Annotated in this window: 15 protein-coding genes; 10 read left to right on the forward strand and 5 right to left on the reverse strand. The window is 45.7% G+C overall.

The window, feature by feature from the left end:
- Window positions 1–74: 74 nt before the first annotated feature.
- On the reverse strand, window positions 75–4340 hold the full coding sequence (gene fdhF / locus KFE26_RS18430; protein WP_212601302.1) for a formate dehydrogenase subunit alpha: 4266 nt from the start codon (window positions 4338–4340) through the stop codon (window positions 75–77).
- Between the two features lie 537 nt (window positions 4341–4877).
- On the opposite strand from fdhF, the gene prfB reads away from it, so the two are divergent.
- Window positions 4878–5976 (forward strand): peptide chain release factor 2 gene (gene prfB, locus KFE26_RS18435; RefSeq protein WP_168824900.1). Its coding sequence is split into 2 segments (ribosomal slippage): window positions 4878–4952 and window positions 4954–5976, totalling 1098 coding nucleotides; the frame shifts between segments, so codons are not numbered across the junction.
- Window positions 5977–6004: 28 nt separating this feature from the next.
- Complete coding sequence (gene lysS / locus KFE26_RS18440; RefSeq protein WP_212601303.1) at window positions 6005–7507, forward strand: lysine--tRNA ligase; 1503 nt, start codon at window positions 6005–6007, stop codon at window positions 7505–7507.
- 231 nt (window positions 7508–7738) lie between these two features.
- Here the strand turns inward: lysS and KFE26_RS18445 are convergent, their stop codons facing one another.
- Complete coding sequence (locus KFE26_RS18445; protein ID WP_105250059.1) at window positions 7739–8179, reverse strand: DUF2846 domain-containing protein; 441 nt, start codon at window positions 8177–8179, stop codon at window positions 7739–7741.
- A 961-nt stretch (window positions 8180–9140) separates the two neighbouring features.
- On the opposite strand from KFE26_RS18445, the gene KFE26_RS18450 reads away from it, so the two are divergent.
- From KFE26_RS18450 to KFE26_RS18465, 4 genes are all read left to right on the forward strand, one after another.
- On the forward strand, window positions 9141–10613 hold the full coding sequence (locus KFE26_RS18450; RefSeq protein ID WP_105250058.1) for a carbon starvation protein A: 1473 nt from the start codon (window positions 9141–9143) through the stop codon (window positions 10611–10613).
- A 313-nt stretch (window positions 10614–10926) separates the two neighbouring features.
- Entirely contained in the window at window positions 10927–13092 is a 2166-nt protein-coding gene (katG, locus tag KFE26_RS18455; RefSeq protein WP_212601304.1) for a catalase/peroxidase HPI, read from the forward strand.
- A 170-nt stretch (window positions 13093–13262) separates the two neighbouring features.
- Window positions 13263–13697, forward strand: a complete 435-nt coding sequence (locus tag KFE26_RS18460; RefSeq protein ID WP_212601305.1) for a PaaI family thioesterase — start codon at window positions 13263–13265, stop codon at window positions 13695–13697.
- A gap of 370 nt (window positions 13698–14067) precedes the next feature.
- Window positions 14068–15756: a glucan biosynthesis protein gene (locus KFE26_RS18465; protein WP_212601306.1), complete on the forward strand. Its 1689-nt coding sequence runs from the start codon at window positions 14068–14070 to the stop codon at window positions 15754–15756.
- 77 nt (window positions 15757–15833) lie between these two features.
- Here KFE26_RS18465 and KFE26_RS18470 read toward each other — a convergent pair whose 3' ends face one another.
- Window positions 15834–16550 carry a type 1 glutamine amidotransferase gene (locus KFE26_RS18470; protein ID WP_212601307.1) on the reverse strand — a complete coding sequence of 239 codons (717 nt, stop codon included), beginning with the start codon at window positions 16548–16550 and terminating at the stop codon, window positions 15834–15836.
- Between the two features lie 84 nt (window positions 16551–16634).
- Between KFE26_RS18470 and KFE26_RS18475 the strand changes: the two genes are divergently transcribed.
- From KFE26_RS18475 to KFE26_RS18485, 3 genes are all read left to right on the forward strand, one after another.
- Entirely contained in the window at window positions 16635–17450 is an 816-nt protein-coding gene (locus KFE26_RS18475; RefSeq protein WP_173248684.1) for a helix-turn-helix domain-containing protein, read from the forward strand.
- A 248-nt stretch (window positions 17451–17698) separates the two neighbouring features.
- Entirely contained in the window at window positions 17699–19168 is a 1470-nt protein-coding gene (locus KFE26_RS18480; protein ID WP_212601312.1) for an inorganic phosphate transporter, read from the forward strand.
- 134 nt (window positions 19169–19302) lie between these two features.
- Window positions 19303–20151, forward strand: coding sequence for an isocitrate lyase/phosphoenolpyruvate mutase family protein (locus KFE26_RS18485; RefSeq protein WP_212601308.1), 849 nt, complete (start codon window positions 19303–19305; stop codon window positions 20149–20151).
- A gap of 386 nt (window positions 20152–20537) precedes the next feature.
- On the opposite strand, the gene KFE26_RS18490 is transcribed toward KFE26_RS18485, so the two are convergent.
- Window positions 20538–21491, reverse strand: a complete 954-nt coding sequence (locus KFE26_RS18490; RefSeq protein ID WP_212601309.1) for a DUF72 domain-containing protein — start codon at window positions 21489–21491, stop codon at window positions 20538–20540.
- 291 nt (window positions 21492–21782) lie between these two features.
- Here KFE26_RS18490 and KFE26_RS18495 point away from each other — a divergent pair, with 291 nt between their 5' ends.
- Complete coding sequence (locus KFE26_RS18495; RefSeq protein ID WP_212601310.1) at window positions 21783–23210, forward strand: GGDEF domain-containing protein; 1428 nt, start codon at window positions 21783–21785, stop codon at window positions 23208–23210.
- Window positions 23211–23344: 134 nt separating this feature from the next.
- On the opposite strand, the gene KFE26_RS18500 is transcribed toward KFE26_RS18495, so the two are convergent.
- The gene (locus KFE26_RS18500; RefSeq protein ID WP_212601311.1) at window positions 23345–25237 is read right to left on the reverse strand and encodes a methyl-accepting chemotaxis protein; all 1893 of its coding nucleotides are present in this window, start codon (window positions 25235–25237) and stop codon (window positions 23345–23347) included.
- Window positions 25238–25261: the final 24 nt, after the last annotated feature.

The raw sequence follows: 25261 nt of genomic DNA on the forward strand, positions 1-25261 counted from the left end.
TTATTTGGCTTATTTACCTTTTTGAAGAGCACTTAATCCATCTACTTTAGTCAATCCAGCCTAGTCAGTTCATTCTAATCAATTTTCTCGGCAACCCGCTCAACCCTTACCGAGCAGACCTTATATTCTGGGATAAAAGCGACAGGATCGAGTGCATTGATGGTGAGTTTATTCGCCGCAGCTTCCACAAAGTGGAAGGGCAGGAATAGTACGCCAGCTTGGGCTCTTTTCGTCACAAAGGCGTCGATTTCAATTTCGCCGCGACGGGTAGTAAGTTTGATTTTATCGCCATTGCCTATGCCGAGTTGCTCGGCGTCATAGACTGAAATCATTACCTTAGGCGAGCCGAGTAAGTCGAGTCCAGCCGTTTTACGGGTTAAGGTGCCTGTGTGGAACTGTTCCAGTAAACGTCCGGTCGACAGAGTGAGCGGGTACTCACTGCAGGGCATTTCTGCGGGTAAGCGATAACTCACTGGCGTAAACTTACCTAAGCCGCGGGTGAATTGACCTTGGTGCATGATGGGCGTTCCCGGATGGGTTTCATCTGGGCAAGGCCATTGAATACCTTGGGGAATTTTACCGTCAACTCCAGTGCTTAATCGTTGCCAAGTAATGCCGCGATATTGTGGTGTCAGCTCATTGATTTCCTGCCAAATCGCTTCTTCATTAGGGTAATCCCAAGCGGCACCCATCGCATTGGCAATGGCTTGGACAATTTGCCAATCGGGCAGGGCTTCACCTGGCGGTAGCAGGGCTTGTTCGAGTCGCTGCACTCGTCGTTCAGTATTAGTGAAATGACCGCGTTTTTCGACAAAGGCTGCGGCGGGCAGAACCACATCGGCAAGCTCGGCGGTTTCGGTGAGGAAGATGTCCTGCACCACTAAAAAGTCGATTGCATTAAGCGCCCTAAGCACATGGGCTTGATCTGGGTCGCTTAATACGGGGTTTTCGCCCATCACATACAACGCCTTGATTTTCCCTTTGGAAATATCATGCATCATATGGGTGGCGGTTACGCCAATTTCTCCCGATAACGGCGTTTGCCAATGTGCCTCGAAACGCATTCTGGCGTGAATGTCGGTGACTTTTTGATAACCACTGAAGAAGTTAGGCAGTGCGCCCATGTCACAGGCACCTTGCACATTACTTTGTCCCCGCAGTGGATTAATCCCCGCTCCTTCAACCCCAATATTGCCGCACAGAAGTTGTAGATTAGATATGGCGGTAACATTGTCGTGTCCCGTCGTGTGCTGGGTAATGCCCATGGCATAGTAGACTGCGGTTTTGTCGGCAGTGCCTATGGTTTGGGCGATGCGGGCGATATCTTCGGCTTTAACACCTGTTATCAAGGCTGCGTTTTCTAGGCTGTAATCTACTTTTTTGAGTTCAGCATAGAGAGCATCCACGCCTTCGGTGCGCGCGGCAATGTAGCTTTTATCCTGCCAGTCGTTGCGGATAATTTCCGCCATAATCGCATTGAGTAGCATGACGTCAGTGCCGGGTCTGTGGGCGACATAAAGCTGTGCACTGTCGGCAATGGCGACACGTTTAGGATCGGCCACCATTAATCTTGCGCCATGCAAAGCCACGGCTTGCTTAATTTTCGAGGCGATGATCGGGTGAGCACTGCTGGTGTCTGAGCCTATGATAAAAATCACATCCGATGCTTGAATGCTCGGAATGTCATTGGTCATGGCGCCACTGCCGATACTTTGCTGTAGCCCAGTGACTGTAGATGAATGACACAGACGGGCACAATGGTCGATGTTATTGGTGCCGAGTATGCTTCTGACAAATTTTTGTAGGAGGAAGTTTTCTTCATTGGTGGCTTTTGCCGAGGCCAAGCTTGCCAGTGTATTGCTGCCATGTTGCTGTTTTATTTGCTGTAAATGTTTGGCCACATAGGCGATGGCTTCAGGCCAACTACTTGGCGTGAGCTGGCCATTTTTACGAATGAGTGGCGTGGTGAGGCGTTTTTCATTGTGAATAAAATCGAAACCAAATCGCCCTTTGACGCAGAGCATGCCTTGGTTTACTAGCGAGTCTGGATTGCCCTCGATATGACGGATCTGATTCGTGCTGGTATCGATTTTAAGGTCAAGCCGACAGCCTACACCGCAATAGGTACAAATCGTTGATGCGGTTTTGAGTGGCGTTTCATTGCCTTGGCGTTTATCCCGCGCATCGACGAGTGCACCCGTTGGGCAAACCTGCACACAGTTGCCGCATTGCACACATTTGCTGTCGGCCATGCTAGCGCTAAAGCCGACTCTCGGTGCGCGGCGCGTGGCGGTTTCGCTTATGCCTTGCGGCAGTGCTTGATAGGAATCATGGGCAAATTGAATCGCACAATGGCCACTCTGCAACTGGCACACATCGACGCACTTACCACAGCTAATACAACGATTAGCATCAAATTGAATGAACGGACTCGATTTATCGACCGAAAACTTACGCACGCTTTGAGTGTTGAGTGACTTAGGTTCGACATGGTAGTCGGTCGCATAGTCCCTTAATTTACAATCCGTATTGACTTGGCAGGCGCATTCGAGGCAGCGAGCAGCTTCTTGCATGGCGGCATCGGGAGCAAAGCCTAGCTCGACTTCGCCGTAATTGAGTAAACGTTGCACCGCGTTCAATTCGGGCATGGTTAAACGGGCTTTACGTGCGACAGAGGGGTAGAGTTCGGTAGTTGGCAAGCCTTGTTTTATTGTGTTACCGACTGCTTTTGATGAATTAAATTCAGTGGCATGCAGCTCACAGCTTAGGCCTTGTTTGAGTAATTTATCTATGGCGATGGCGGCTTTATGGCCATCGCCTATGGCGGCGACTGCGGTGGCAGGACCGCGGCGCGCATCCCCCACCACGAAGAGTTTTTCAACCCCTGATGACATAGTGTGCTCGCAGCCAATAAAGGTATTCCAGCGGCTGAGAGCGAGTTCACCATTACTTAAGTGGCTCGCGGGATCTTGCATAAAACTCATATCGGGAGTTTGTGATACTGCGGCTATCACAGTATCAAAATCTTGGGTAAAGGTTTCACCAGTATCAACGGGAGCGCGTCTGCCAGAGGCATCGGCTTCGCCGAGTGCCATCTTAGCGAAGGTGACAGAATGTACTCTACCTTGCGCATCGCTATGGTTTTCAAGCGGATTGGTTAAAAAATGAAACTTCACTCCTTCGACTTCGGCCTCATGTACCTCGTAAGCTTCGGCGGGCATTTCTGCGCGGGTACGACGGTAAATTAGGGTTACATCGCAACCTTCACGCACTGCTGTGCGGGCGCAATCAATAGCGGTATTGCCACCGCCAATGACGGCGACTTTCTTACCTAAAACAAGTGTCTTTTCGAGACAATGATCTTTTAAGTAATCGACACCTAAGTAGCAACCCGCGAGTGTGCTGCCGGGATAATCCATAGGCACAGCTTTTTGGGCGCCAATGGCGAGACAGACGGCATCAAAATCTTCAACTAATTGATTTAAATGTATCTCGTGACCGAGACGTGTTTCTGTGTGGATGGTTAACCCGTTATGGCACAAGAGTTCGATTTCTTTATCGAGTATCACCTTGGGTAAGCGATATTCAGGAATGCCATAGCGCAGCCAGCCACCCGCCTGTGGCATAGATTCGAATATCTCAACGCTATGGCCTTGGTTTGATAAGTAATATCCGGCACTTAATCCTGCTGGACCCGCACCGATAATCGCGACTTTTTTGCCCGTGTCGGCTTGGCGTGACGGCACATAACTCATGCCCCCATTTTCGCTATCAGCTAAGTCGAGATCGGCGGCGTGACGTTTTAATTGGCGTATGGCAATGGGCTCATCGACCAGCCCGCGGCGACATTGTGCTTCACAAAAAGCAGGGCAGACACGGCCAATGGAGAGTGGCAGCGGCAAAGTTTGTTTAATGACTTTAACGGCTTCAGTATGGTTGCCTTGGGCGATGTGATACAGGTAACTCTGCACATCGACGCCCGCAGGGCATGCTTGTTGGCAGGGGGCTTCGCAATCGGCAAAATGATCGCTCAAGATTTCGGTCAGCGCTTGTTTGCGTTTTTGGCTTAAGAATTCAGACTGAGTTATGACTCGCATGCCGACGGTGGCGGACGTTTCACAGGCGCGTACGCAGCGCAAACTGGCGTCGGAATTCTCAATTTGGACGACACACAAATTGCAGGCTTGCTTGTCTGCATGTTCGTGAATGCCTAATTGCTGCGAGGCTGCGCTGGGATCACATAAGCTGGGTATTGCTATGCCAGCAGCATGCGCCACTTGCAGTAGGTTATCGGTCGGATTAACCGACAACACTTGGTCATCAATTCGAAGTTCTATCATCCCATGGCCTTTTTATATGTAGGGTGCTTAGCTGCTATAGCGCGGGGCTGCAGGCTTAGGTTGTTTCGAGTATACCTAGACAGCTTTAGAAGACGCTTATGGGCGAGTGAAGTTTGCTGCAAAATTGCAGCTTGAATCACAAACCCGCTCAGACTGTGCGCTGATGAATGTTTGTTCTAGTTTAGTCGTGATGGGGTTGGCGTTATCAGGCCTTTTTAGTTGTGTTTCCTTTGATATTATGGGGATTTTTTAGGCAGGAGAGCGCTTGTGTGTCAGCCATTGGCCTCGCGCATAGCACTATCTTGGCTAAATTTAAGTAAGATCACAGTCTTAACTCATTGCTTTTTGTTAGTCTCGGCTTTAGTGCTGTGGTCTTTTAGCTTGGAAAATAATCCTTGTTATCCCATTTAATGAACAGTGCACCCCTAGGTTTACCAGTCTGGTTAGGTTAAAATGCGCGGTTGCAAATACTGTTAATCACCGCCCCTTTTAGTGGAAGATCAATTAAAGCGGCCAAATAAAGAAAGTTGAAAACTCATGTTTGAAGTTAATCCAGTAAAATTCAAAATTAAGGAGCTTGCCGAGCGCACGGAGCTTCTTAGGGGGTATCTTTGACTACGATGCCAAAAATGAGCGTCTAGAAGAAGTTACCCGTGAGCTTGAAAGTTCAGAAGTGTGGAACGACCCAGAGCGCGCCCAAGCCTTAGGCAAAGAGCGCGCCAGCCTAGAAGCTGTGGTCAAAACCATAGACGATATGGACTCAGGTCTTGAAGATGTTGAAGGCTTACTCGAGCTGGCTATTGAAGAGGAAGACGAAGATACCTTCAATGAAACCAGTAAAGAGCTGGATTATCTCGAAAGCCGCCTTGCCGATCTTGAATTCCGTCGTATGTTCTCCGGCCCGCAAGATGCGTCAAACTGTTATTTAGACATTCAGTCTGGTAGTGGTGGTACCGAAGCCCAAGATTGGGCCAACATGGTGCTGCGTATGTACCTACGTTGGGGCGAAGCCCATGGCTTTAGCCCTGAGTTGATGGAAGTGACCGATGGTGACGTGGCTGGTATTAAAGGCGCGACCATTAAGTTTACTGGCGAATATGCGTTCGGTTGGTTACGCACTGAGACTGGCGTGCACCGTTTAGTACGTAAGTCGCCATTTGATTCATCGGGTCGTCGTCATACGTCATTCTGCTCTGTGTTCGTTTATCCAGAAATCGATGACGATATCACGATTGATATCAACCCATCGGATCTGCGTATTGACACTTATCGCGCATCTGGCGCGGGTGGTCAGCACGTTAACAAAACGGAATCGGCGATTCGTATTACCCACTTACCGACGAATACCGTCGTGCAGTGCCAGAACGACCGTTCACAGCATAAAAATAAAGATGCTGCGATGAAGCAGCTGAAAGCAAAACTGTTTGAGTTAGAAATGCTCAAGCAAAATGCCGACAAACAGGCCGCAGAAGACGCTAAGTCTGATATCGGCTGGGGCAGTCAAATTCGCTCTTATGTATTAGACGATGCCCGCATTAAAGACTTACGCACAGGCGTTGAAACCCGCAATACTCAAGCGGTACTCGATGGCGATCTGGATAAGTTTATCGAAGCCAGTTTGAAATCTGGGCTGTAATTAATTCAAGGTATAGACGAGAAATAAGATGACTGAACAAGTAATTGATGAGAACAAACTGATCGCCGAGCGCCGTGCCAAGCTAGAAAGCATTCGCCCAAACTGTAGTGCTAATGCCCATCCAAATACCTTCCGTCGCACCCATAAAGCGGCTGAATTACAAGCACAGTATGGTCAAAACACTAAAGAAGAACTCGAAGCCTTAGGTTTTAAGACCAGCATCGCTGGCCGCATCATGGCAAAGCGTGGTCCTTTCTTAGTGATCCAAGACGTGTCTGGCCGTATTCAAGCTTACGCTGAAAAAAGCGTACAAGCTGATTTGAAAGAGCGTTTTCAAGGTCTGGATATCGGTGACATCATAGGTGTAACCGGTCAGCTGCATTTGTCTGGCAAAGGCGACTTATACGTCAACATGGAACAGTACGAGCTACTGACCAAGGCGCTGCGTCCATTGCCTGCGGACTATTATGGTCTAGCCGATCAAGAAATGCGCTACCGTCAACGTTACGTGGATCTCATCGTTAACGAAGATTCACGCAATGCCTTCATCATGCGTTCTAAAGTGGTTTCTGCAATTCGTAACTTCATGATCAAAAAAGAGTTCATGGAAGTTGAAACCCCTATGATGCACGTGATCCCAGGTGGTGCTTCGGCCCGTCCTTTCATCACTCATCACAACGCCTTAGACATGCCAATGTATCTGCGTATCGCGCCAGAATTATATCTGAAGCGTTTAGTGGTCGGTGGTTTTGAGCGTGTGTTCGAAATCAACCGTAACTTCCGTAACGAAGGTCTGTCGCCACGTCATAACCCAGAATTCACTATGATGGAATTCTATATGGCTTATGCTGACTACAAAGATCTGATGGACCTCACCGAAGAAATGCTCAGCTCGATTGCTATCGAACTGCTCGGCAGTGCGCAAATGCCATACGGTGAGCACACAGTCGATTTCGGCGGCCCATACGCACGTTTAAGCATGTTAGAAGCGATTCAGAAGTACAATCCTGATAACGCCACTATCCAAGCTATGACCTATGAGCAAGTGAAAGATGTTGAATTCATGCGCGATTTAGCGAGAAGCTTAGGCATGAAGATTGAGAAGTTCTGGACTTGTGGTCAGCTGCTTGAAGAAATCTTCGGTGAAACTGCTGAATGGCAATTGATGCAACCAACGTTCATCACTGGCTACCCAGCGGATATTTCACCATTGGCACGTCGTAATGATGACAACCATTTCATCACTGACCGTTTCGAATTCTTCATCGGTGGCCGCGAAGTGGCTAACGGCTTTAGCGAGCTGAACGATGCTGAAGATCAAGACAACCGCTTTAAAGCACAGGTTGACGCGAAAGATGCAGGTGACGATGAAGCTATGTTCTACGATGCAGACTATATCACTGCACTGGAACACGGTTTGCCACCAACGGCAGGTCAAGGTATCGGTATCGACCGTTTAGTGATGTTGTTCACTAATACTCATACTATCCGTGACGTGATCCTGTTCCCTGCTATGCGCCCACAGGGGTAATGCAGTCGAACAAGATATTTCGGTTAGTCATTTTATCGACGATGAATGAGTGGGAATTGGCTAAACAGTAAAAGGTTTACTCATTAGCTGACAATCATAGTGATAAAAACCAGCCATTTGGCTGGTTTTTTGTTTTCTAGAACTTTTTAAAAGGTGTGATTATTAAAGATACAACTGGATAAGCTATGTTGTTACAGCTGAATTTTTATAAAAGCAAAAATTAGCTATAAACTATTTGGCAAGTTTACATTCTTTAACATTCTTCATGCCTTCACCGTCAGTTACTGACTGCAACCCCGCACCGCCAACAAAAACACCTATTTTTATATATTGCTCGATAAAGTAGTTTTTACCACCTTCTGTCGATAGTTTTAAATTATTTTCACTGAATTCTGATTCGGTAGAAAGTGTTTGCTCACCTGGTTCTACTTCCTTGTAGAAGTAGACTTTATTAGCAGATTCGCCAATCATCTCACCATTAATATAGATATTTTTCTTTAGAGCCTGACCCGCAAAACTATTGCGGTATATATAAATCCCTGTTTTATTGTCAGCTGGCTTCTGGAATGTCTTAAGCTTTGCATCTTCCTCTTGTGAAGCCATTGGTACTGTGGCACAACCTGAGAGTAGAAGGAAAATGGCCAGCATAGGCGTTAGAAGTTTTTTTAACATGATTTGTCCTTAAATAAGTGTCTTATTTTGATTGTAAAAATACAAGCTTTTGTTATTTAGATAAATTTATCTTGATTTATAACGCTTTAGTTTATTGAGCTTTTAAAGTTTTTAAATGTGTTATCTCCTTTGGGCTCGTTTGAACATTCAACATGAACGCCATAACATTGGCAGAATGTATGGAATGTCATGTTGGTAAAGTCAGCTATTATCATTTTTGCGCAAGAGCACTTGGCCAAAAATAAGTTATTATAAAGTCATTAAGAGGCAGATTAATGGTGTTTTTATTTTTGCTAAATATAACTTAAGTTTTATTGGTTTACTAATGATTTATTTTAAATTTTGTGATGTCAAATAGTAGTCTGCTTTGTTTGCTGTTATTTTTAAAAGCGAGTGATTATTTTATTTTTGGTCTTTGGTCTTTGGTTTTTTCTTGCAGTTTTACGATTTTTATAAATCGTAAAATGATTAAGTAATAAGTCGCTAGCGCTTAAGGTAGTTTTGTTTATGTTGCTGATTAACTAAATTAGACTCTATTGTAATATGAAGTTATAGAATGGATTAGGTTTATTACTTGGGTAGGGGTTAAGTGGTCTGATATTTAGCTCAATTTATAAAGAAGTTTTAAATCAGCAATGATTTAAGTATTCTACTTAAGGTTACTTGTATGTCCATGGTTAACTTAGTAGGTGTTGACTGACTAGCTTAGTACTACTAAATAGTGGAATGGAATAAGGACGATGAGAGGAACTCAGTTTTAGTATGATAAGTACTGTTGCAGATAAATTGAATACTTCATAGGGATTATTTTTAAACGCGTTTGTTCATCTATACCCACTCGTACGGCTGTTTCAGATAATCAACCCGACATTAGTCTAATAGTGTGTTGCTTGACCTCAGTCGCTAACTCAATGAAACTCTCCATTAAATCACCTCCTACTAAAGTATGGATAATTAAATAATGTTAATTTTCTTTATTTGTATCGCACTCTTAGTGCTTGCATACAAGTTCTATAGTCCCTTTGTTGAGCGGCAAGCGGGTATAGATCCTAAAGCGATAACACCACAGGCGAGATTCGAAGATGGCGTCGATTACGTTCCGGTTCATCCGGCTAAAGCGTTTTTGATCCAGTTCCTCAATGTCGCGGGTGTGGGGCCGATATTTGGCCCGATCCTCGGTGCACTTTACGGCCCAATAGCCTTAGTGTGGATTGTACTGGGGAATATTATTGGCGGCGCAGTACATGATTATTTTTCTGGCGTGCTCAGCATAAAAGAAGACGGTAAGAGTCTGCCAGAGATTGCGGGCCACTACTTTAATATTTACTTTAAAGGCGTGATGTTGCTGTTTACGGCTATGCTGCTGTTTTTTGTGGGCGTGGTCTTCATCATGAGCCCCGCAGGTTTGCTGAGTAATCTCGATTATTTTAAAGACACCATCTTTGGCAATAATACCTTCTGGGTGTTAGTGATTTTAGTCTATTACTTTTTAGCGACTATGCTGCCGATTGATAAAATCATCACTAAATTATATCCCGCATTTGGTTTGTTGATGATAGTCATGACAGTTTCTATCGCCGTTGCTCTAATGATCAATGCGCCGCAGTTACCTGAAATGGGTGATGTGTTTGCCTATTTCGACCACAGCCATTACAACAATGAGTTACTCGAACCAAACCCTGATGGGCTACCTGTTTGGCCACTGTTATTTGTGACTATTACCTGTGGTGCGATTAGCGGTTTCCATTCAACTCAAGCGCCTATCATGGCTCGTTGCTTGACGAATGAGAAATATGTTCGCCCTGTGTATTATGGCGCTATGGTTGCTGAAGGTATCGTTGCTTGTGTATGGGCAACGGCGGGTATTGCAGCTTTCCCTGGCGGTTATGTTGAGCTTAAGAGTTTGCTCGACCAAGGTGGCCCAGGTTTAGTGGTTAACCAAGTGGCAACTACGTATTTAGGTGTTGCGGGCGGTATTATGGCGATTGTGGCCGTGGCTATCTTCCCTATCACCTCTGGCGATACCGCATTTCGTTCGCTGCGTTTGACGATTATCGATGCCTTCCATATTCCGCAAAGTATGCGTAATCGCTTATTGGTTGCAGTGCCTATTCTGACCATTGCGTACTTTATGACGAAGATCGATTTCTCTTTGATTTGGCGTTACTTTGCCTTCTCAAATATGCTGCTATCAACCAGTGTGTTGTGGTTAGCGACTAAGTATTTGTTCGATCGCGGGACCTTCCATTGGATTGTTAGCTTACCAGCAATTGGCGGCACCAGCGTTACTGTGTCTTATATTATGACTGCGGGTATTGGCCTAGGTTTACCGCAACCTTTGAGCCAGCCAGTGGGTATCGCTGTCGGGGTTATCTGTTTAGTTGCGCTGATCATTGCGCACAATAGACGTAAACCTGTGGCAGAAGTTAAGTAGTCAGTTACCCCATAGTTTTACCCAATAAAAAAACAAGGGCTGCATTTTGCAGCCCTTGTTTTTTTATGATTGGTATCATTCTACTATCCTTTAATAGCTTATTTTAGAAAGGGTAATTTTTGCTGAATATTTTTTAATGAGCGGATTCATCGCGTTTCATCTAGAGGTAAGGTAAGGTCGTTAGACTGGTTTTTATTTCTCTATTGAAACGATTAGTCTGTGGTAGAGAGCGTTAAGCAGTACAAACTTGCGGCAAAAGTCATTTAGATTTTATTTACTTGAATATTTTTTGCGAACAGAAGGAGAGCACGTTATGTCTGAGAACAAATGTCCTATGCACCATTCTGCTGGTGGCACCTCGAATCGAGATTGGTGGCCTAAACAGCTCCGGCTCGATATTCTGCACCAACACTCTTCCTTATCTAATCCTTTGGGTGATGACTTCAATTATGCTGAAGCCTTTAAATCCCTCAATTTAGCTGCTGTAAAGCAAGATCTCCTCGCATTAATGACGGATTCACAGGACTGGTGGCCTGCAGATTTTGGCCACTATGGGCCGCTATTTATTCGTATGGCATGGCACAGTGCCGGCACCTATCGTACCGGTGATGGACGCGGTGGTGCGGGCAGCGGTAATCAACGTTTCGCACCGTTAAACAGCTGGCCAGATAACGTAAACCTCGATAAAGCACGCCGGCTCCTTTGGCCGATTAAACAAAAATATGGCAATAAAATCTCTTGGGCCGATTTGATGATCCTTACAGGAAATGTCGCGCTGGAATCTATGGGATTCAAAACCTTAGGTTTCGCTGGTGGGCGAGTCGATATTTGGGAACCCGAAGCTGATATTTACTGGGGTGCGGAAAATAAATGGTTAGACGATAAGCGTTACTCGGGAGAGCGAGACCTTGAAGATCCCCTCGCCGCAGTCCAAATGGGGTTGATTTATGTTAACCCTGAGGGACCCAATGGCGACCCTGATCCTTTCGCTGCCGCCGTAGATATCCGCGAAACCTTTGCCCGCATGGCGATGAATGATGAAGAAACCGTAGCCTTGATTGCTGGGGGTCATACTTTTGGTAAAACCCATGGTGCAGGTGACGCAGCATTAGTCGGACCTGAGCCAGAAGCCGCAGGTATTGAGCAGCAAGGCCTAGGCTGGCAGAGTCGCTATAAAAGCGGTAAAGGTGGCGATACTATTTCCAGTGGCCTCGAAGTGACTTGGACCTCAACACCAACCCAATGGAGTAACAATTTTTTTGAAAATCTATTCGGATATGAATGGGAACTGACTAAGAGCCCTGCGGGTGCCCATCAGTGGATACCTAAAAATGGCGCGGGTAAAGGGGTGATCCCCGATGCGCACGACGCCTCAAAACGTCATGTGCCAACCATGTTGACCACCGACCTTGCACTGATCTTCGATCCTGATTACGAGAAAATATCACGTCGATTCTTTGAAAATCCCGATGAGTTTGCCTATGTATTTGCAAAAGCTTGGTACAAGCTGACACACAGAGATATGGGGCCATGTACACGCTATTTGGGTCCTGAAGTGCCTGCAGAAACGTTTCTTTGGCAAGACCCAATTCCAGCGGTTGATCATCCTCTGGTTAATGAGCAGGATGTAACGGATCTTAAACTTAAGATTATTGGCTCTGGATTAACGATTTCAGAAGTCGTTGCAACCGCTTGGGCCTCGGCGTCGACCTTCCGGGGTTCCGATATGCGCGGTGGTGCGAACGGTGCGCGAATTCGACTCGCGCCGCAAAAAGATTGGCCAGTGAATCAGCCTGAGCAACTCGCTAAGGTGCTCAAAGTGCTTGAGAGTATTCAGTCTGAGTTCAATCAAGGAGGTAAGACAATCTCCCTTGCTGACTTGATTGTGCTGGCAGGCTGTGTCGGTATTGATCAAGCGGCTAGAAATGCGGGGGTTGAAGTGACGATTCCATTTACGCCAGGTCGTATGGATGCCACGCAAGCACAAACTGATGTGGAATCTTTTGCGGTACTTGAACCTGTCGCAGATGGCTTTAGAAATTATCATCCCACTCCGTTTTCTGTTTCGGCGGAGGAGTTATTGGTCGATAGGGCACAATTGCTGACCTTAACTGCGCCGGAAATGACAGTGCTTATTGGCGGTCTGCGGGTGTTAGATACGAACTCTGATCAGTCAAAAACGGGTATATTGACTGCGCGTCCTGAGTTTTTGACCAATGACTTTTTTGTTAACTTGCTCGATATGGGGACGACGTGGAAACCCACTTCTAAAGCGGAGGATATGTTTGTGGGTGTTGATCGCGTCAGTGGCCAGCAAAAGTGGACTGCAAGTCGTGTTGATTTGATCTTTGGCTCTAATTCGCAGCTGCGTGCACTCGCAGAAGTGTACGCGAGCAGTGATGCACAGCTGCGATTTGTCGATGATTTTATCGACGCTTGGACTAAGGTGATGAACTTAGATAGATTCGATCTTCGCTGAGCTTATATTTATTAGTCTTTTTAGTGGTATATGGATCCAATTTAGGCGCCGCTGGGGTTAATGCAGACCGAGCGTTTAAGTGGATTTTCAGTTAAATGATCGCCTAATCCAAAGTGGTTAAGCGGTCATTTTTATTCATGTGCTTTGACGCTCAGCAATTTAGGTGGAATATGAATATTCAGCAAATGTCGGGTTTAGTCATTTTACAGGCGATGGCAAGGGGTGAATTACCTGCACCTTCTATCTCTCTCACTATGCCAATGTCGCTGGTTCAAGCCGACGAAGGAACGGTGACATTCCATGCGACTGCCGATGATAAGCACCTCAACCCATTGGGCGGCGTTCATGGTGGTTTTGCCGCGACTGTATTGGATTCTGTTACAGGTTGCGCCGTGCATACATTGCTTGAAGCGGGTGTCGGTTACGGCACTATCGACTTGAATATTAAAATGATTCGACCTGTGCCTAAACATCAAGTGTTAGTGGCTGAGGGTAAGGTGATCAATTTATCTAAGTCTTTAGGTATTTCGGAAGGTACGCTAAAAACGCAAGATGGAAAACTGCTCGCCACTGCTACGGCGACTTGTATGATTTTAAGGCCATAAACCGATTTTGCGGGCTGGCGATATTATCTCTTCGAGTTAACACGCTGAGCAGATAATTAACCTATGCCGAAGGTGCACTTTATCTTCAGATATTAAGTCGACGGCCTTCTTGCTGGCAGTGAAGTTTTTATGGGCGTGAATTCAGTAAATAACGGAATTTTTTAATCATATTTTCATAAATAGGCCTCAAGATTGAAAATAGCTAGCATGCCATATTCCATTCGACAGAAAGTATGCTAGATTCTGGCGAATTGTTGCTGATCGCTGTATTGTTACCTCTGTCATCAACAGTTCTCCACAGGGCCATCGCTGCAATTGAGTCAGATTTGCAGGGAAGTGTCAGGAAGTTACACCAATTCAGAGTCTGCTTATGCAACCCAATTTATTTCCCGAACAAAGAAACGTTTATCAAGAATCGAGGGCGACACAACCCTCGATTGAAGCCCAATCTTCCTCTCGTCGCGGCCGTTTGCAGCGTATGGTCGGTGGCGTATTGTTAACCTGTAGCGTATTGCTGAGTCTTTCAGCATGTGCGGCAGGTAAGCAGGCGTCACCACAAGAAGGTGAAGAGTTTAGTTACGCTTGGCTTAAGGGTTATGCCCGTACTATGGCTGCACAACCCTATGAGAGTCATAAAGGCGAATTACCTAAAAGCCTTCAGGGCATGAGTTGGGATGATTACCAACAATTCCACTTCAAGAAGAAAGCCGCGCTATGGCGTGATCAAGATTCGGAGTTTCGTGCCGAACTGTTCCATCTTGGGCTGTTTTTTGATACCCCTATCCATATTTATGAGCTAAATGAGGGTAAGGCTAAGTTAATCGAATATTCACCTTCAATGTTCGATTACGGCAAGTCAAAGGTCAAAGGTAGTCAGTTGCCTAAGGATCTTGGTTTTGCGGGTTTCCGTATGCAATTTAATACCGATTGGCAGCGTGACATTGTTGCCTTCCTTGGCGCCAGTTATTTCCGCGCTGTGGGTCAAGAAATGCAGTATGGTTTGTCGGCTCGCGGCTTAGCGGTTGATACTGCACTGCCAAAACCCGAAGAGTTTCCAATGTTCACCAATTTCTGGTTAGAAAAACCTAAACCAGGATCGAATATCACCACTGTGTATGCCTTGCTAGACTCTCCGAGTGTCACGGGGGCTTATCGTTTTGATATCGAACCGGGTGAACGTTTAAAAATGAAGGTGGATGTGGCTGTTTATCCACGTAAAGCGATTGAACGTTTAGGCGTTGCGCCACTGACCAGTATGTTTATGGTGGGTGAGAACGATCGCCGCACCGGTTATGACTGGCGTCCAGAAATCCATGATACCGATGGTTTAGCCATGCACACGGGGAATGGTGAATGGATTTGGCGTCCGCTAGGTAACCCTGAAAACCTGCGATTCAACGCCTATAGCGATGAAAATCCAAAAGGTTTTGGCTTACTGCAACGTGATCGTAACTTTGATCATTATCAGGACGACGGCGTGTTTTATGATAAACGCCCAAGCCTATGGATTGAACCAACCAGCAGTTGGGGTAAAGGTTCAGTGCAGTTGGTTGAAATTCCAACACTGGATGAAACCTTTGATAACATAGTGGCTTTCTGGAATCCTGCTGAGCCGATTGTTCCTGGTCAAGAGCTGCTGTACAGCTACAACATGTACTGGGGTGGCATTCCACCGGTTCAATCACCCCGTGCTCGGGTTGTCGATACCTTCACCGGGATTGGCGGCGTAGTTGGCCAGAAACGCAAATACTACAGTAAGCGTTTTGTGGTTGATTTCGCGGGCGGAACTTTACCTATGATAGGTAAAGACACCCAAGTTAAAGCCGTGATCACAGCATCTGAAGGCAAAGTGGAAATTGAATCTGCCCGTCCTCTAGCCTCGATTAATGGTTACCGCGCTATGTTTGACGTAGTGCCCCCGGGAGATGGTACTGAGCCGATTAACCTGAGAGTCTATTTGGAGGTCGATGGTCAGCCATTGTCTGAGACTTGGATGTATCAGTGGAATCCGCCTGCAAAGGATGATCGTGAATTGCACAATGCAGGTCATCTGCAATAAGCGATTCGTGATTCATTAATCTAAAACGCCAGCTAACTTAGCTGGCGTTTTTGTTTTAGCTTGAGCCACTTTTTACTTTATACGGCTTGATAGGTTAGGACTAGATTATCTAAAAAATGCCCCAGTAACTGATTCATCCTAGCCGTTGATTGCCCCAGTATGAATTCAGGGCTTTGAATATATGGCATTTTCTGTATGCTAGAAAAAGCATTTTCTTGAGCAATTAATGGCGCTAATTGGCTACTAATAAATTCAAGATGGCATTGAAATCCAAAAACTAAATTTGTGTAACGTACAATTTGCCGCGGGCAGGCTGCACTTGTGGCGAGCACTTCGCAATCGGGAGTGAGGCCAGGCATGTCGTTATGCCAGTGGCCGACCACTTCAGTGGTCGAAAATGTCTTAAGGTTAATATCACTTTTTCCTGCCGCAGTCAGTTCAATAGGAAAGTAACCAATCTCGGCATGTGGACTCTTTTGATAACGGGCACCTAATGCCTCACCGATTAACTGTGCCCCAAGACAAACCCCCACAACGGCTTTATTTTTTTGGATAGCTTGTCTGATAAACCTTTGTTCTGCTTGGCTATCAAAATATGGACAATCGTTTTTGCATGTCGCGGGAGACTGAGGGCCACCGAGGATAATTAATAGATCAAAACCATCACTATTGTCGGGTAAAGCTTCATCTAGATAGATTCTGCTAAAGCTCATACTGTAGTTTTTGCTTGCAGCCCAATCGCTAAAATAGCCTGGACCTTCATAGCTTTCATGGATAATGCAATGAATGCGCATCGAGTTTTCCTGTGTCTTTTATGGGATAACGCTATGCTACAATCCTTTTTATTTGGCTGAATAACGTCATATGGACAAGTAATAATGCTAAGTCGCCAACTCGATTCGATTAACGCCATTATTGAGCAAGCGCCTAATATGCCTTCTTTTGTCAAAACGATTGAGATGCAGAAGGGTTATGTGGATGTTTTACACCAGCACTGTTGGCATCAGCTTATTTTTCCGCTTCAAGGCCTGTTACAGACAGAGGCAAATGAGGCACTTTTTTTGGTCCCCCATACCACAGCGCTTTTTGTGCCTGCAGGTGTCATGCATGAGTCTGTTGCGATTACAGATACCTGCTTTATTGGTGTCTATTTGAATCCTATGTATGGTCGAGATTATGGTGCCATGGTTAAGCCTGTCGCCATGAGTGCTTTTATAAGGGAGTTAGTGTTAACGCTCAGAAAACAATGTGCTTTTAATACCCCAACGAATGTTGATCCAATGGTTCAGGCGCCAATACTGCGTTTGCTTGAGGTGTTATATGATCAAATTAATAGTGCGGAAGGACAGACTTTCAAGTTACTGATACCGCAAGATAGGCGCCTAAAATTGATTTTTGAGCATTTAACCCAAACGCCAGCTTTAGATTTCTCTTTAGTGAAATGGGGTGAGATGGTTGGGGCATCGGAACGAACATTGTCGAGGCTATTTGTGAGGGAGTTTGGTTCTTCATTCGTATTATGGCGTCAACATTTACGGCTGATCTATTCGCTGTCGTTATTGGCGACAGATCTGTCAATACAGAATGTGGCCCACCAAATTGGTTATCAAAATGATTCATCCTATATCAAAGCCTTCAAGGAGCGTTTTGGGATGACGCCACAGCGATTTCGGTTAGGCGATCATGGGATATAACCCTGTAACGGTTTATGGCGTTTAACACTGCTTTTAGTTGAATTATTTAACATTGAATCAATGTTTTGCCCCTTTTCGCAGCACAAATATTCATTTGGCCGAATAAAATCAAGCCAGTTGTAATTGCAAGCATGCTACTGAGTTATTGGGGGCTAATTCACTTTTTGACAATCTAAACAATTTTTCACTGTAAAAGACCCCAAACTTGGGCGTAACCTGTGGGCGTTCTCGCCATGGGTAAGTATTTTATGTTTGAAATGTTCACAACGTTAGGCTTTGCGTGGTCGGTGGGTTTAGTCCTTGCCGTACTTTTTGTACTGGCATACGAATTTATTAATGGCTTCCACGACACGGCAAATGCGGTGGCGACGGTGATCTATACCAAGGCTATGCCGGCAAATCTGGCGGTCGTTACCTCTGCACTATTTAATTTTGCGGGTGTGCTGTTAGGGGGGTTAGGGGTGGCCTATGCGATAGTGCATTTATTACCCGTAGACTCCTTGCTCGGTATGGACTCAATCCAAGGCTTGCTGATGGTGTTTTCCCTGCTATTTTCGGCAATTATCTGGAACTTAGGTACTTGGTATTTTGGTATTCCGGCATCGAGCTCCCATACCTTGATTGGTTCGATAATGGGTGTGGGTGGCGCGTTCGCTTGGATAAATCATCAGCCTATCTTGCAGGGCATTAATGTCTCTAAAGCAACGCAGATCATGCTGTCCTTGATTATTTCGCCGACCTTAGGGTTTGTGATGGCAGGGATTTTTTTGCTCATCATGAAATACGTTTGGCAGAAACATAAAATTCACCGTACCCCCGATGAGCAGATGCAGATTAATGGTAAAAAACACCCTCCATTTTGGGCAAGGGCGAGTTTAATTATCTCTGCTATGGGGGTGAGTTTCGCCCATGGTTCTAACGATGGACAGAAGGGGATAGGTTTAGTGATGCTAGTGCTGATTTGTATGGCACCGGCTTATTTTGCCTTGGACATGGGCAGTCAACCCTATGATTTAGAAAGAACTCAAGATGCTAATCGTCGCATTATGGCGATTTATGACCGTAACCAAGCCGTTATCGCGGATGTTATCGACTTTAAAGCCTTAGTCAACGTTCCAGAATATATGCTGGCCCATTGCTCATCTGCCAATGTATTACCGGCGATGTCGTTGCTTGACCGTCGCTTAGCAAAAGTCTCAACTTACAAAGATATGGATGTAGAAGAGCGACGCGAGGTGCGACGTTTATTGTTGTGCATCGATGATACTGCTCGCCAAGTGGCTAAATTGGATCTTCCTGCTAAGGATTTGAATTCATTGGCTAAATGGCGAAAAGATCTCACTAGAACGACTGAGTATGCGCCCATTTGGGTGATTATTGCCATTGCTACTGCGCTGGGTTGCGGCACGTTGGTGGGGTGGCGACGGATTGTATATACCGTGGGGGAAAAAATTGGTTCATCGAGTATGACTTACAGCCAGGGCATTGCCGCGCAGGTCACCGCTGCCGTCTCTATTGGGATTGCCAGTATGACGGGGATGCCGGTATCGACGACTCATATTTTGTCTTCCGCTGTAGCGGGTACTATGGTGGCTAATCGTTCAGGGCTTCAGATCCAAACTATTAAGCAAATCATGCTCGCTTGGCTGCTGACACTACCTATTACTATGTTGCTCTCCGCGAGTGTGTTTATCCTTGCCAATGCACTTTGGGGTTAGCCAAGAATACTCAAGTTGAATGCTCACATAGCCAAGCCTTGAGGGCTTGGCTTTTCGGTTCAGTGCCGTTTCCCGCGATAATTACCTAAGCCATCTTGTTAGAGTTGAGCCTTCAACACCAACAAGGACATAAGATGGCTGAGCAATCTAGAATACTTTTCAAAGCACTACACCAACAATCAGAGCCGCTGATATTAACTAACGTTTGGGATGCCGCCAGTGCGGCCATCATCCAAGCATCTGGCGCCCGTGCGATTGCGACCAGTAGCGCGGCACTGGCTTGGTCGCTCGGTTATCCCGATGGCCAAGCGTTACCTAAAGTGGCTTTATTGGACGTAGTGAACAATATCCTACGGCTGAGCCGAGTGCCCGTGACGATAGATATTGAATCTGGTTATAGCCAAGATCCCGATGAGGTTGCTGCTTTTGTTGCGCAGCTCGCTGAGCTTGGCGTAGCAGGAATTAATATTGAGGATGGCAGTGCAAGTGTTGCTGAGATGGTGGCAAAAATTAAAGCTATTCGCGCCCATCCTCGTTGCCAGGGATTATTTATTAATGCGCGAACTGATGTGTATTTACTGGGTTTAGCCAGTGGTGAGGCCGCAGTTGTTATGACTATCGATAGGTTAACTCAATATCAGGCTGCGGGTGCGGATGGCGGCTTTATCCCTGGCGCGAATCAGGTCGAGACCGCTAAGCGCTTGTCTGCCGCTGTGGATATGCCACTGAATTTTATGCTATTGAATGAGCTGATGGATATCGGCGAGTTATTTGCCGCAGGTGTGCAGCGTTTTTCCACTGGCCCAGCTTCATTTTTACAGGCCTATAGCACTTTGCTTAATCCAATTTTGTTAAATTCAATTAAGGCAAAACCGTTTCAACGAGAGCCAAATAATGCGGTTATTGCCGTTGATAAGGATTCAATACCTAAAGCCATTTCCCTTGGTTTTGAGCAAATGAATAACTTATTTATCCCGAGTTAAAGCTGTTTTTCATCTATACCCAAGCTACCTGAAGATACGAGTTTCAGAGCGCCCAGGGTGCTTCAATTCAAGGCGCATTAATGACAGAATGTCGGTCACCTTTTGAATTGATGCAACACGGAAGTGGAGTGCCCTGGGCGCTCCGTCCCGGCGGGTTTTAACGCACTTTATGCTGCGTTGGTTATTTTTAACTTAGCCCGCTAGGCCTGCAAATAACCGCAATCGCCATGGATGGCGTGAATGCCATTTATGCAGGAGCAATAAATGGCCTTGCCTAAAGTGCGTTAAATTTCCGCTGAATCCTGCATCTTCAGGTTGTTTGGGTATATACCCACGGCGAGTTTGCCGTGGGTTTCTTCTTACGTCCATTTTACTTAGCGCCCGTTTTACCAAGAAAGTCCCATCTGCGTGCTTGTCTCCTCAGGTTTCTTATCAAGCAGGCATAGCTCGGCGAGTTGAATGTGCGCTGCAATTTGGCTGCGCAATTTTTGATAGAGACGGATGGCCAGTTCAGGCGCGGCTTCATTGTCGGGAGTATGAATAAATAGATAGGGCTCTCGACCTTCTGCGAGCCATTGCGGGAGTTGGGTCAGCCAATTATCAAAAAAGGCATCGTTATCCTTAGGTAAAGCAGTAACGCCTTGCTGTGCGAGTTGTGTTACGGCATCGTCTGGTTGGCCGATAAAGCGCACCACTGGATTATTGGCGGTGGCAATCGCATGCACTGGTACTCGAGGTTTTTTCTTGTGAGCGTCGATAATCGCGACATTGCTTGGCGGCAGTGCAAACAAGGGCCTGCTGTCCATGATGATGCGATTCACTTTTTTATCGATGAGTAATCGATTAAGCGCACGCTCGGCATCTCCCTTAGCAAAAAACGCAGCATGCCTGACTTCGACGCCATAGGTTAACCCTTGGGGGATTTGATCTAGAAATTGCGCTAACGCAGGCAAGTTTTCTGGGCCGAAATGGGCAGGCAGTTGAATTTTCCAGATCCCTGTTTTATCGATTAATGGTGCCATTATCTGGAAAAAATCTTTCAATTCTTGGCCGCAGTGTTGCAATAATCTTTGGTGAGTGATGGTTTGCGGTAGTTTGAAGGTAAAACGAAAGCTATCGGGCGTGGCACTGTGCCAATTCATTACCGTTTGCTGTGCAGGCGTTGCGTAGAAGCTGGTGTTCCCTTCGACAGTATTGAATATTGTCGCGTAACGGGCGAGTCGCTCCGCTTGTTTAGTTCCGTGACCATACACACTTTCTTGCCAATTCGAGTGCGACCACATGGCAAGCCCAAGGCGAAAATGGTTGGGTTGATGTAACGGAGAGCACAATCGGTCCAAAAATAAATTCCTTTAATGCGATTTGCGCGTACCAAAGCAGCGCCCTGATGTTGACCAACATTTTAGGGCATTGTGCCGATATCTGTCGTCCAGAGTCAAATAGTGCCACCGATGGCCTTAAGTATTGTGTTTGATTTTGTTTGAATTTAACTCTGTAAAAGTCGGACTTAACTTAGCCAACTCTGGAATGACATTGAAAATTAACCTACTCTAATAGTGCGTTATTATTATTTTTATGCTTATGATCAAACTTAGGACTTAGCCAAAGACGGACGTTTATTGGAGAATTACGTGAATAATGATGGCTACACTTCCTTAAGCAATTTTATCGACCTTCTCTTGGATGCTATTTGTGTCGTCGATAAAACGGGGAGGTTTGAATTTGTGAGTGCTGGGGCAGAACGTATTTTTGGCTATACCCCAGAAGAAATGATGGGTATGCAGATGCTAGATCTTGTCATTCCAGAGGATAGGGAACGCACTCTCGCAACGGCCAATGAAATTATGGCAGGTCGCTTTAAAGTCGATTTTGAAAACCGTTATGTGCGTAAAGATGGTGTTATCGTCGATATTCTTTGGTCTGCACGTTGGTCCGATGCTTATCAACAACGTGTCGCAGTCGCTAGAGATATTTCTAAGAGCAAAAATGCCGAACGTAGACAAGCAGCCTTATATGAGATTTCAGAGGCTGTGCATGTCGCTGAGGACTTGCTAGCCCTGTATCGGCGAATTCATGAAATTATTGCTAAATTACTGCCCGCAGCAAACTTTGCTATAGCATTGTACGATCAAGATTTAAATGAATTAAGTTTTCCTTATAAAGCCGCTACTGGCGAGGATTCGCTTATCGATATTGCAAGTTTCAGTGTGTTCACTGACCAAGTGATCCGCAGTGCTGAGTCTTTACTCCTGTGTCCCGTGACCTTAACTGATTATCCCCAAGCGATTCGTGAAGATTTGGGTAATGGCTGTTTAAGTTGGCTGGGTGTGCCGCTGAAGCTACAGAAAGGCGTTATCGGCGCTTTGATTATGCATAGCTTGCCCACTTCGGCTTCATATACACACCAAGACCGTGAGTTATTGGAGTTTGTTTCTACGCAAATAGCCTTTGCGATTGAGCGTCGACAAATGCTCGCGCGATTAGAGCATATTGCACTTTATGATCAGTTAACCTTGTTACCCAATCGTGAGCTTTTTTACGATAGATTTCAAAAGGCGCTATCTCGAGCCCATAGGGAATCAAGTTATTTCTCTTTGCTTTATTTAGACTTAGATAAATTTAAGTGGGTTAACGATACTTTTGGTCATAGCGTGGGCGATTTATTACTGCAAGTGACAGCGCAGCGAATAGTCAGTTGTGTGAGGGGCTCAGATACCGTTGCGCGTTTTGGGGGGGATGAGTTTGTCATCTTACTTGAACGAGTCGATTCAGCACATAATACCCTGCTGGCCGCGCAAAAAATATTGCAAGTATTCGAGCACCCCTTCGAGCTTGCCGAACAGCAGATCCATATTCTGCCGAGTATCGGTATTGCTCTGTATCCAGAGCACGGTGAAAATGAGAAACAGCTTATTTCCTGTGCCGATGCCGCTATGTATAAAGCTAAAAAGAATGGCGGAAATCGAATTGAAATGGGTTATCAAGGATTAAGAAACGTACATGCTGAGCTTCGACCTGAGGCCAATATTCCTGAAAATAAAGCGATGAAGATCATTTAAGCTTGCTTTAGGTAAGCCATTGTAAGTCTTTGAAGAAATAATATGTAAAGAAATGCCCGCAAATGTCACTGACACTTGCGGGCATTATTGTATGGAACTGTTGATGTAATCTTTATATAAAATAAGGCTTTTGATTACAGTTTGAAGCGATTAACTTCCTGCTGCAATGATGCGGCTAAATGGGCGAGCTCTTGAGCTTGGACCATAGACGTTTGTGCCTCAATCGAGAGATTCTCTGACACTTCACGAATCGACTCTGTATTACGGTTGATTTCGCTGGTGACTGAGGTTTGCTCCTCGGCTGCAGTGGCAATTTGGCTCGCCATATCTGAAATATCATTAATGGCTTTGCTGATTTGCAACAGACTTTCACTGGCTGAATTAGCATCGGCCACACTGGTTTCTGCCATTTCATGACTTTGAGTCATAGACTTAACGGCTTTGCCTGCGGTTTGTTGTAGGGTTTCGATCATCGCTTGAATTTCTTGTGTCGATGAATGCGTACGTTGTGACAGTACACGCACCTCATCAGCAACTACAGCGAAGCCACGACCTTGTTCTCCTGCACGTGCCGCCTCAATGGCTGCATTGAGTGCAAGTAAGTTGGTTTGCTCTGCGATGCCACTAATTGTCAACAAAATGCTGTTGATCTTTTGTGAGTGCTCGTTCAGTTCACCGATAATTCGCCCTGCAGTTTCGACTTCACTGGCTAAATTACGGATAGATTGCTGGCTTTGCATTACCTGTTTATGGCCATGGTTTGAAAGTCCGACCGCATTTTGAGCGGTCTGCGCTGTATGCTCAGCATTACTGGCAATTTCCTCGGTGGCGCTGGCCATTTCGGTCACCGCAGTGGCAACCATAGTCACTTCATCTTGCTGTACTTCAATGCGCTGACTGTTATCCGTTGCCGACGCACTACTTCCTTTGGCTTGATATTCCAATTGACCCGCAATCTTGTGCATGCGGGAAATCATACCGTGTAGACGTTCTACAAAGCGGTTAAAACCCGAAGCTAACATACCAATTTCATCGTGACTGTTGGCAGTATGAATGCGCACAGTGAGATCGCCATCGCCTTCGGCAATATCATTGAGTGCTTGGGCAACGCGTTCGAGATCTTTAAATTGGATTTTAAAGATGGCGATTAAAATCAAACCAAACAGCACCAATAGTGCAACACCTACGGCTGACATCCACCAAGCAAGATCGGTTGCCTGTGACATGATTTCTTGCTTATCCATCACGAAAATCAGTGCCCAGTCAGTTGATGGAATTGCCGAAACGTAAACTAATTTAGTGGCACCATCGAGGTTTCGCTCTTCCATCGTATTGGCATTAGTGCGCTGTGATAACCAGTTATTGCTAAAATTACTATCGATTTTAGTGAGTTGTTGAGTATTTAGTTGGCTATTGGGATGACTAATAATGAGCCCTGCATTATCGACCATCAGAGTGTAACCTTTGCCAGGTACTTGGAGGCGCTGCACTGCATCTGTTAACTGATCTATGGTTAAGTTTGCAGCCGCTACGCCTATGAGCTGGCCTGAGCTCATCACAGGTTCTGCTATAGTTACGACTTGTTTTTTCAATGTGGCGCTGACGTAGGGCGCCGTCATGATCATTTTACCCGCCGTTTTAGCATCCATATACCAAGGGCGAACGCGGGGATCATAATTTGCGGTATTCAGCGACGGATCTTGGCGATACATGTTGCCTTGCTCGTCACCATAGTAGGTGAGGGCAAAGTCAACCGCAGTATGCGCTTGCAACAAATGAGGGGTAACGTTGGTACTAGGATCGGCTTCAATTGTTTGCTTTAGGCTCGTAATGGCCATTTTTCTGTCTTGCATCCACTGACCTATGCCGGATGAAAAGGTATTCGCCAGTTGGTCAATTTCATGTTGGGTGTTTTCTAACGCATTATTTCTAATGAAATAACTAGAGATACTTACGAGTACAGCAATAGTGATCAGTACAGCGGAAAGACTGCTAAACAGCAGCCGCGTTTTGAGTGTCGATCGCATAATCTATATCCTTTATATTCCGTT

It is taken from the genome of Shewanella sp. M16, from assembly GCF_018224605.1.
Classification (GTDB): Bacteria; Pseudomonadota; Gammaproteobacteria; order Enterobacterales; family Shewanellaceae; genus Shewanella; species Shewanella oncorhynchi.

Bases quoted from the DNA above. Each gene is read 5' to 3' on its own strand.
- fdhF (WP_212601302.1), bottom strand. From the start codon at position 4,340: ATGATAGAACTTCGAATTGATGACCAAGTGTTGTCGGTTAATCCGACC.
- lysS (WP_212601303.1), top strand. From the start codon at position 6,005: ATGACTGAACAAGTAATTGATGAGAACAAACTGATCGCCGAGCGCCGT.
- KFE26_RS18445 (WP_105250059.1), bottom strand. From the start codon at position 8,179: ATGTTAAAAAAACTTCTAACGCCTATGCTGGCCATTTTCCTTCTACTC.
- KFE26_RS18450 (WP_105250058.1), top strand. From the start codon at position 9,141: ATGTTAATTTTCTTTATTTGTATCGCACTCTTAGTGCTTGCATACAAG.
- katG (WP_212601304.1), top strand. From the start codon at position 10,927: ATGTCTGAGAACAAATGTCCTATGCACCATTCTGCTGGTGGCACCTCG.
- KFE26_RS18460 (WP_212601305.1), top strand. From the start codon at position 13,263: ATGAATATTCAGCAAATGTCGGGTTTAGTCATTTTACAGGCGATGGCA.
- KFE26_RS18465 (WP_212601306.1), top strand. From the start codon at position 14,068: ATGCAACCCAATTTATTTCCCGAACAAAGAAACGTTTATCAAGAATCG.
- KFE26_RS18470 (WP_212601307.1), bottom strand. From the start codon at position 16,550: ATGCGCATTCATTGCATTATCCATGAAAGCTATGAAGGTCCAGGCTAT.
- KFE26_RS18475 (WP_173248684.1), top strand. From the start codon at position 16,635: ATGCTAAGTCGCCAACTCGATTCGATTAACGCCATTATTGAGCAAGCG.
- KFE26_RS18480 (WP_212601312.1), top strand. From the start codon at position 17,699: ATGTTTGAAATGTTCACAACGTTAGGCTTTGCGTGGTCGGTGGGTTTA.
- KFE26_RS18485 (WP_212601308.1), top strand. From the start codon at position 19,303: ATGGCTGAGCAATCTAGAATACTTTTCAAAGCACTACACCAACAATCA.
- KFE26_RS18500 (WP_212601311.1), bottom strand. From the start codon at position 25,237: ATGCGATCGACACTCAAAACGCGGCTGCTGTTTAGCAGTCTTTCCGCT.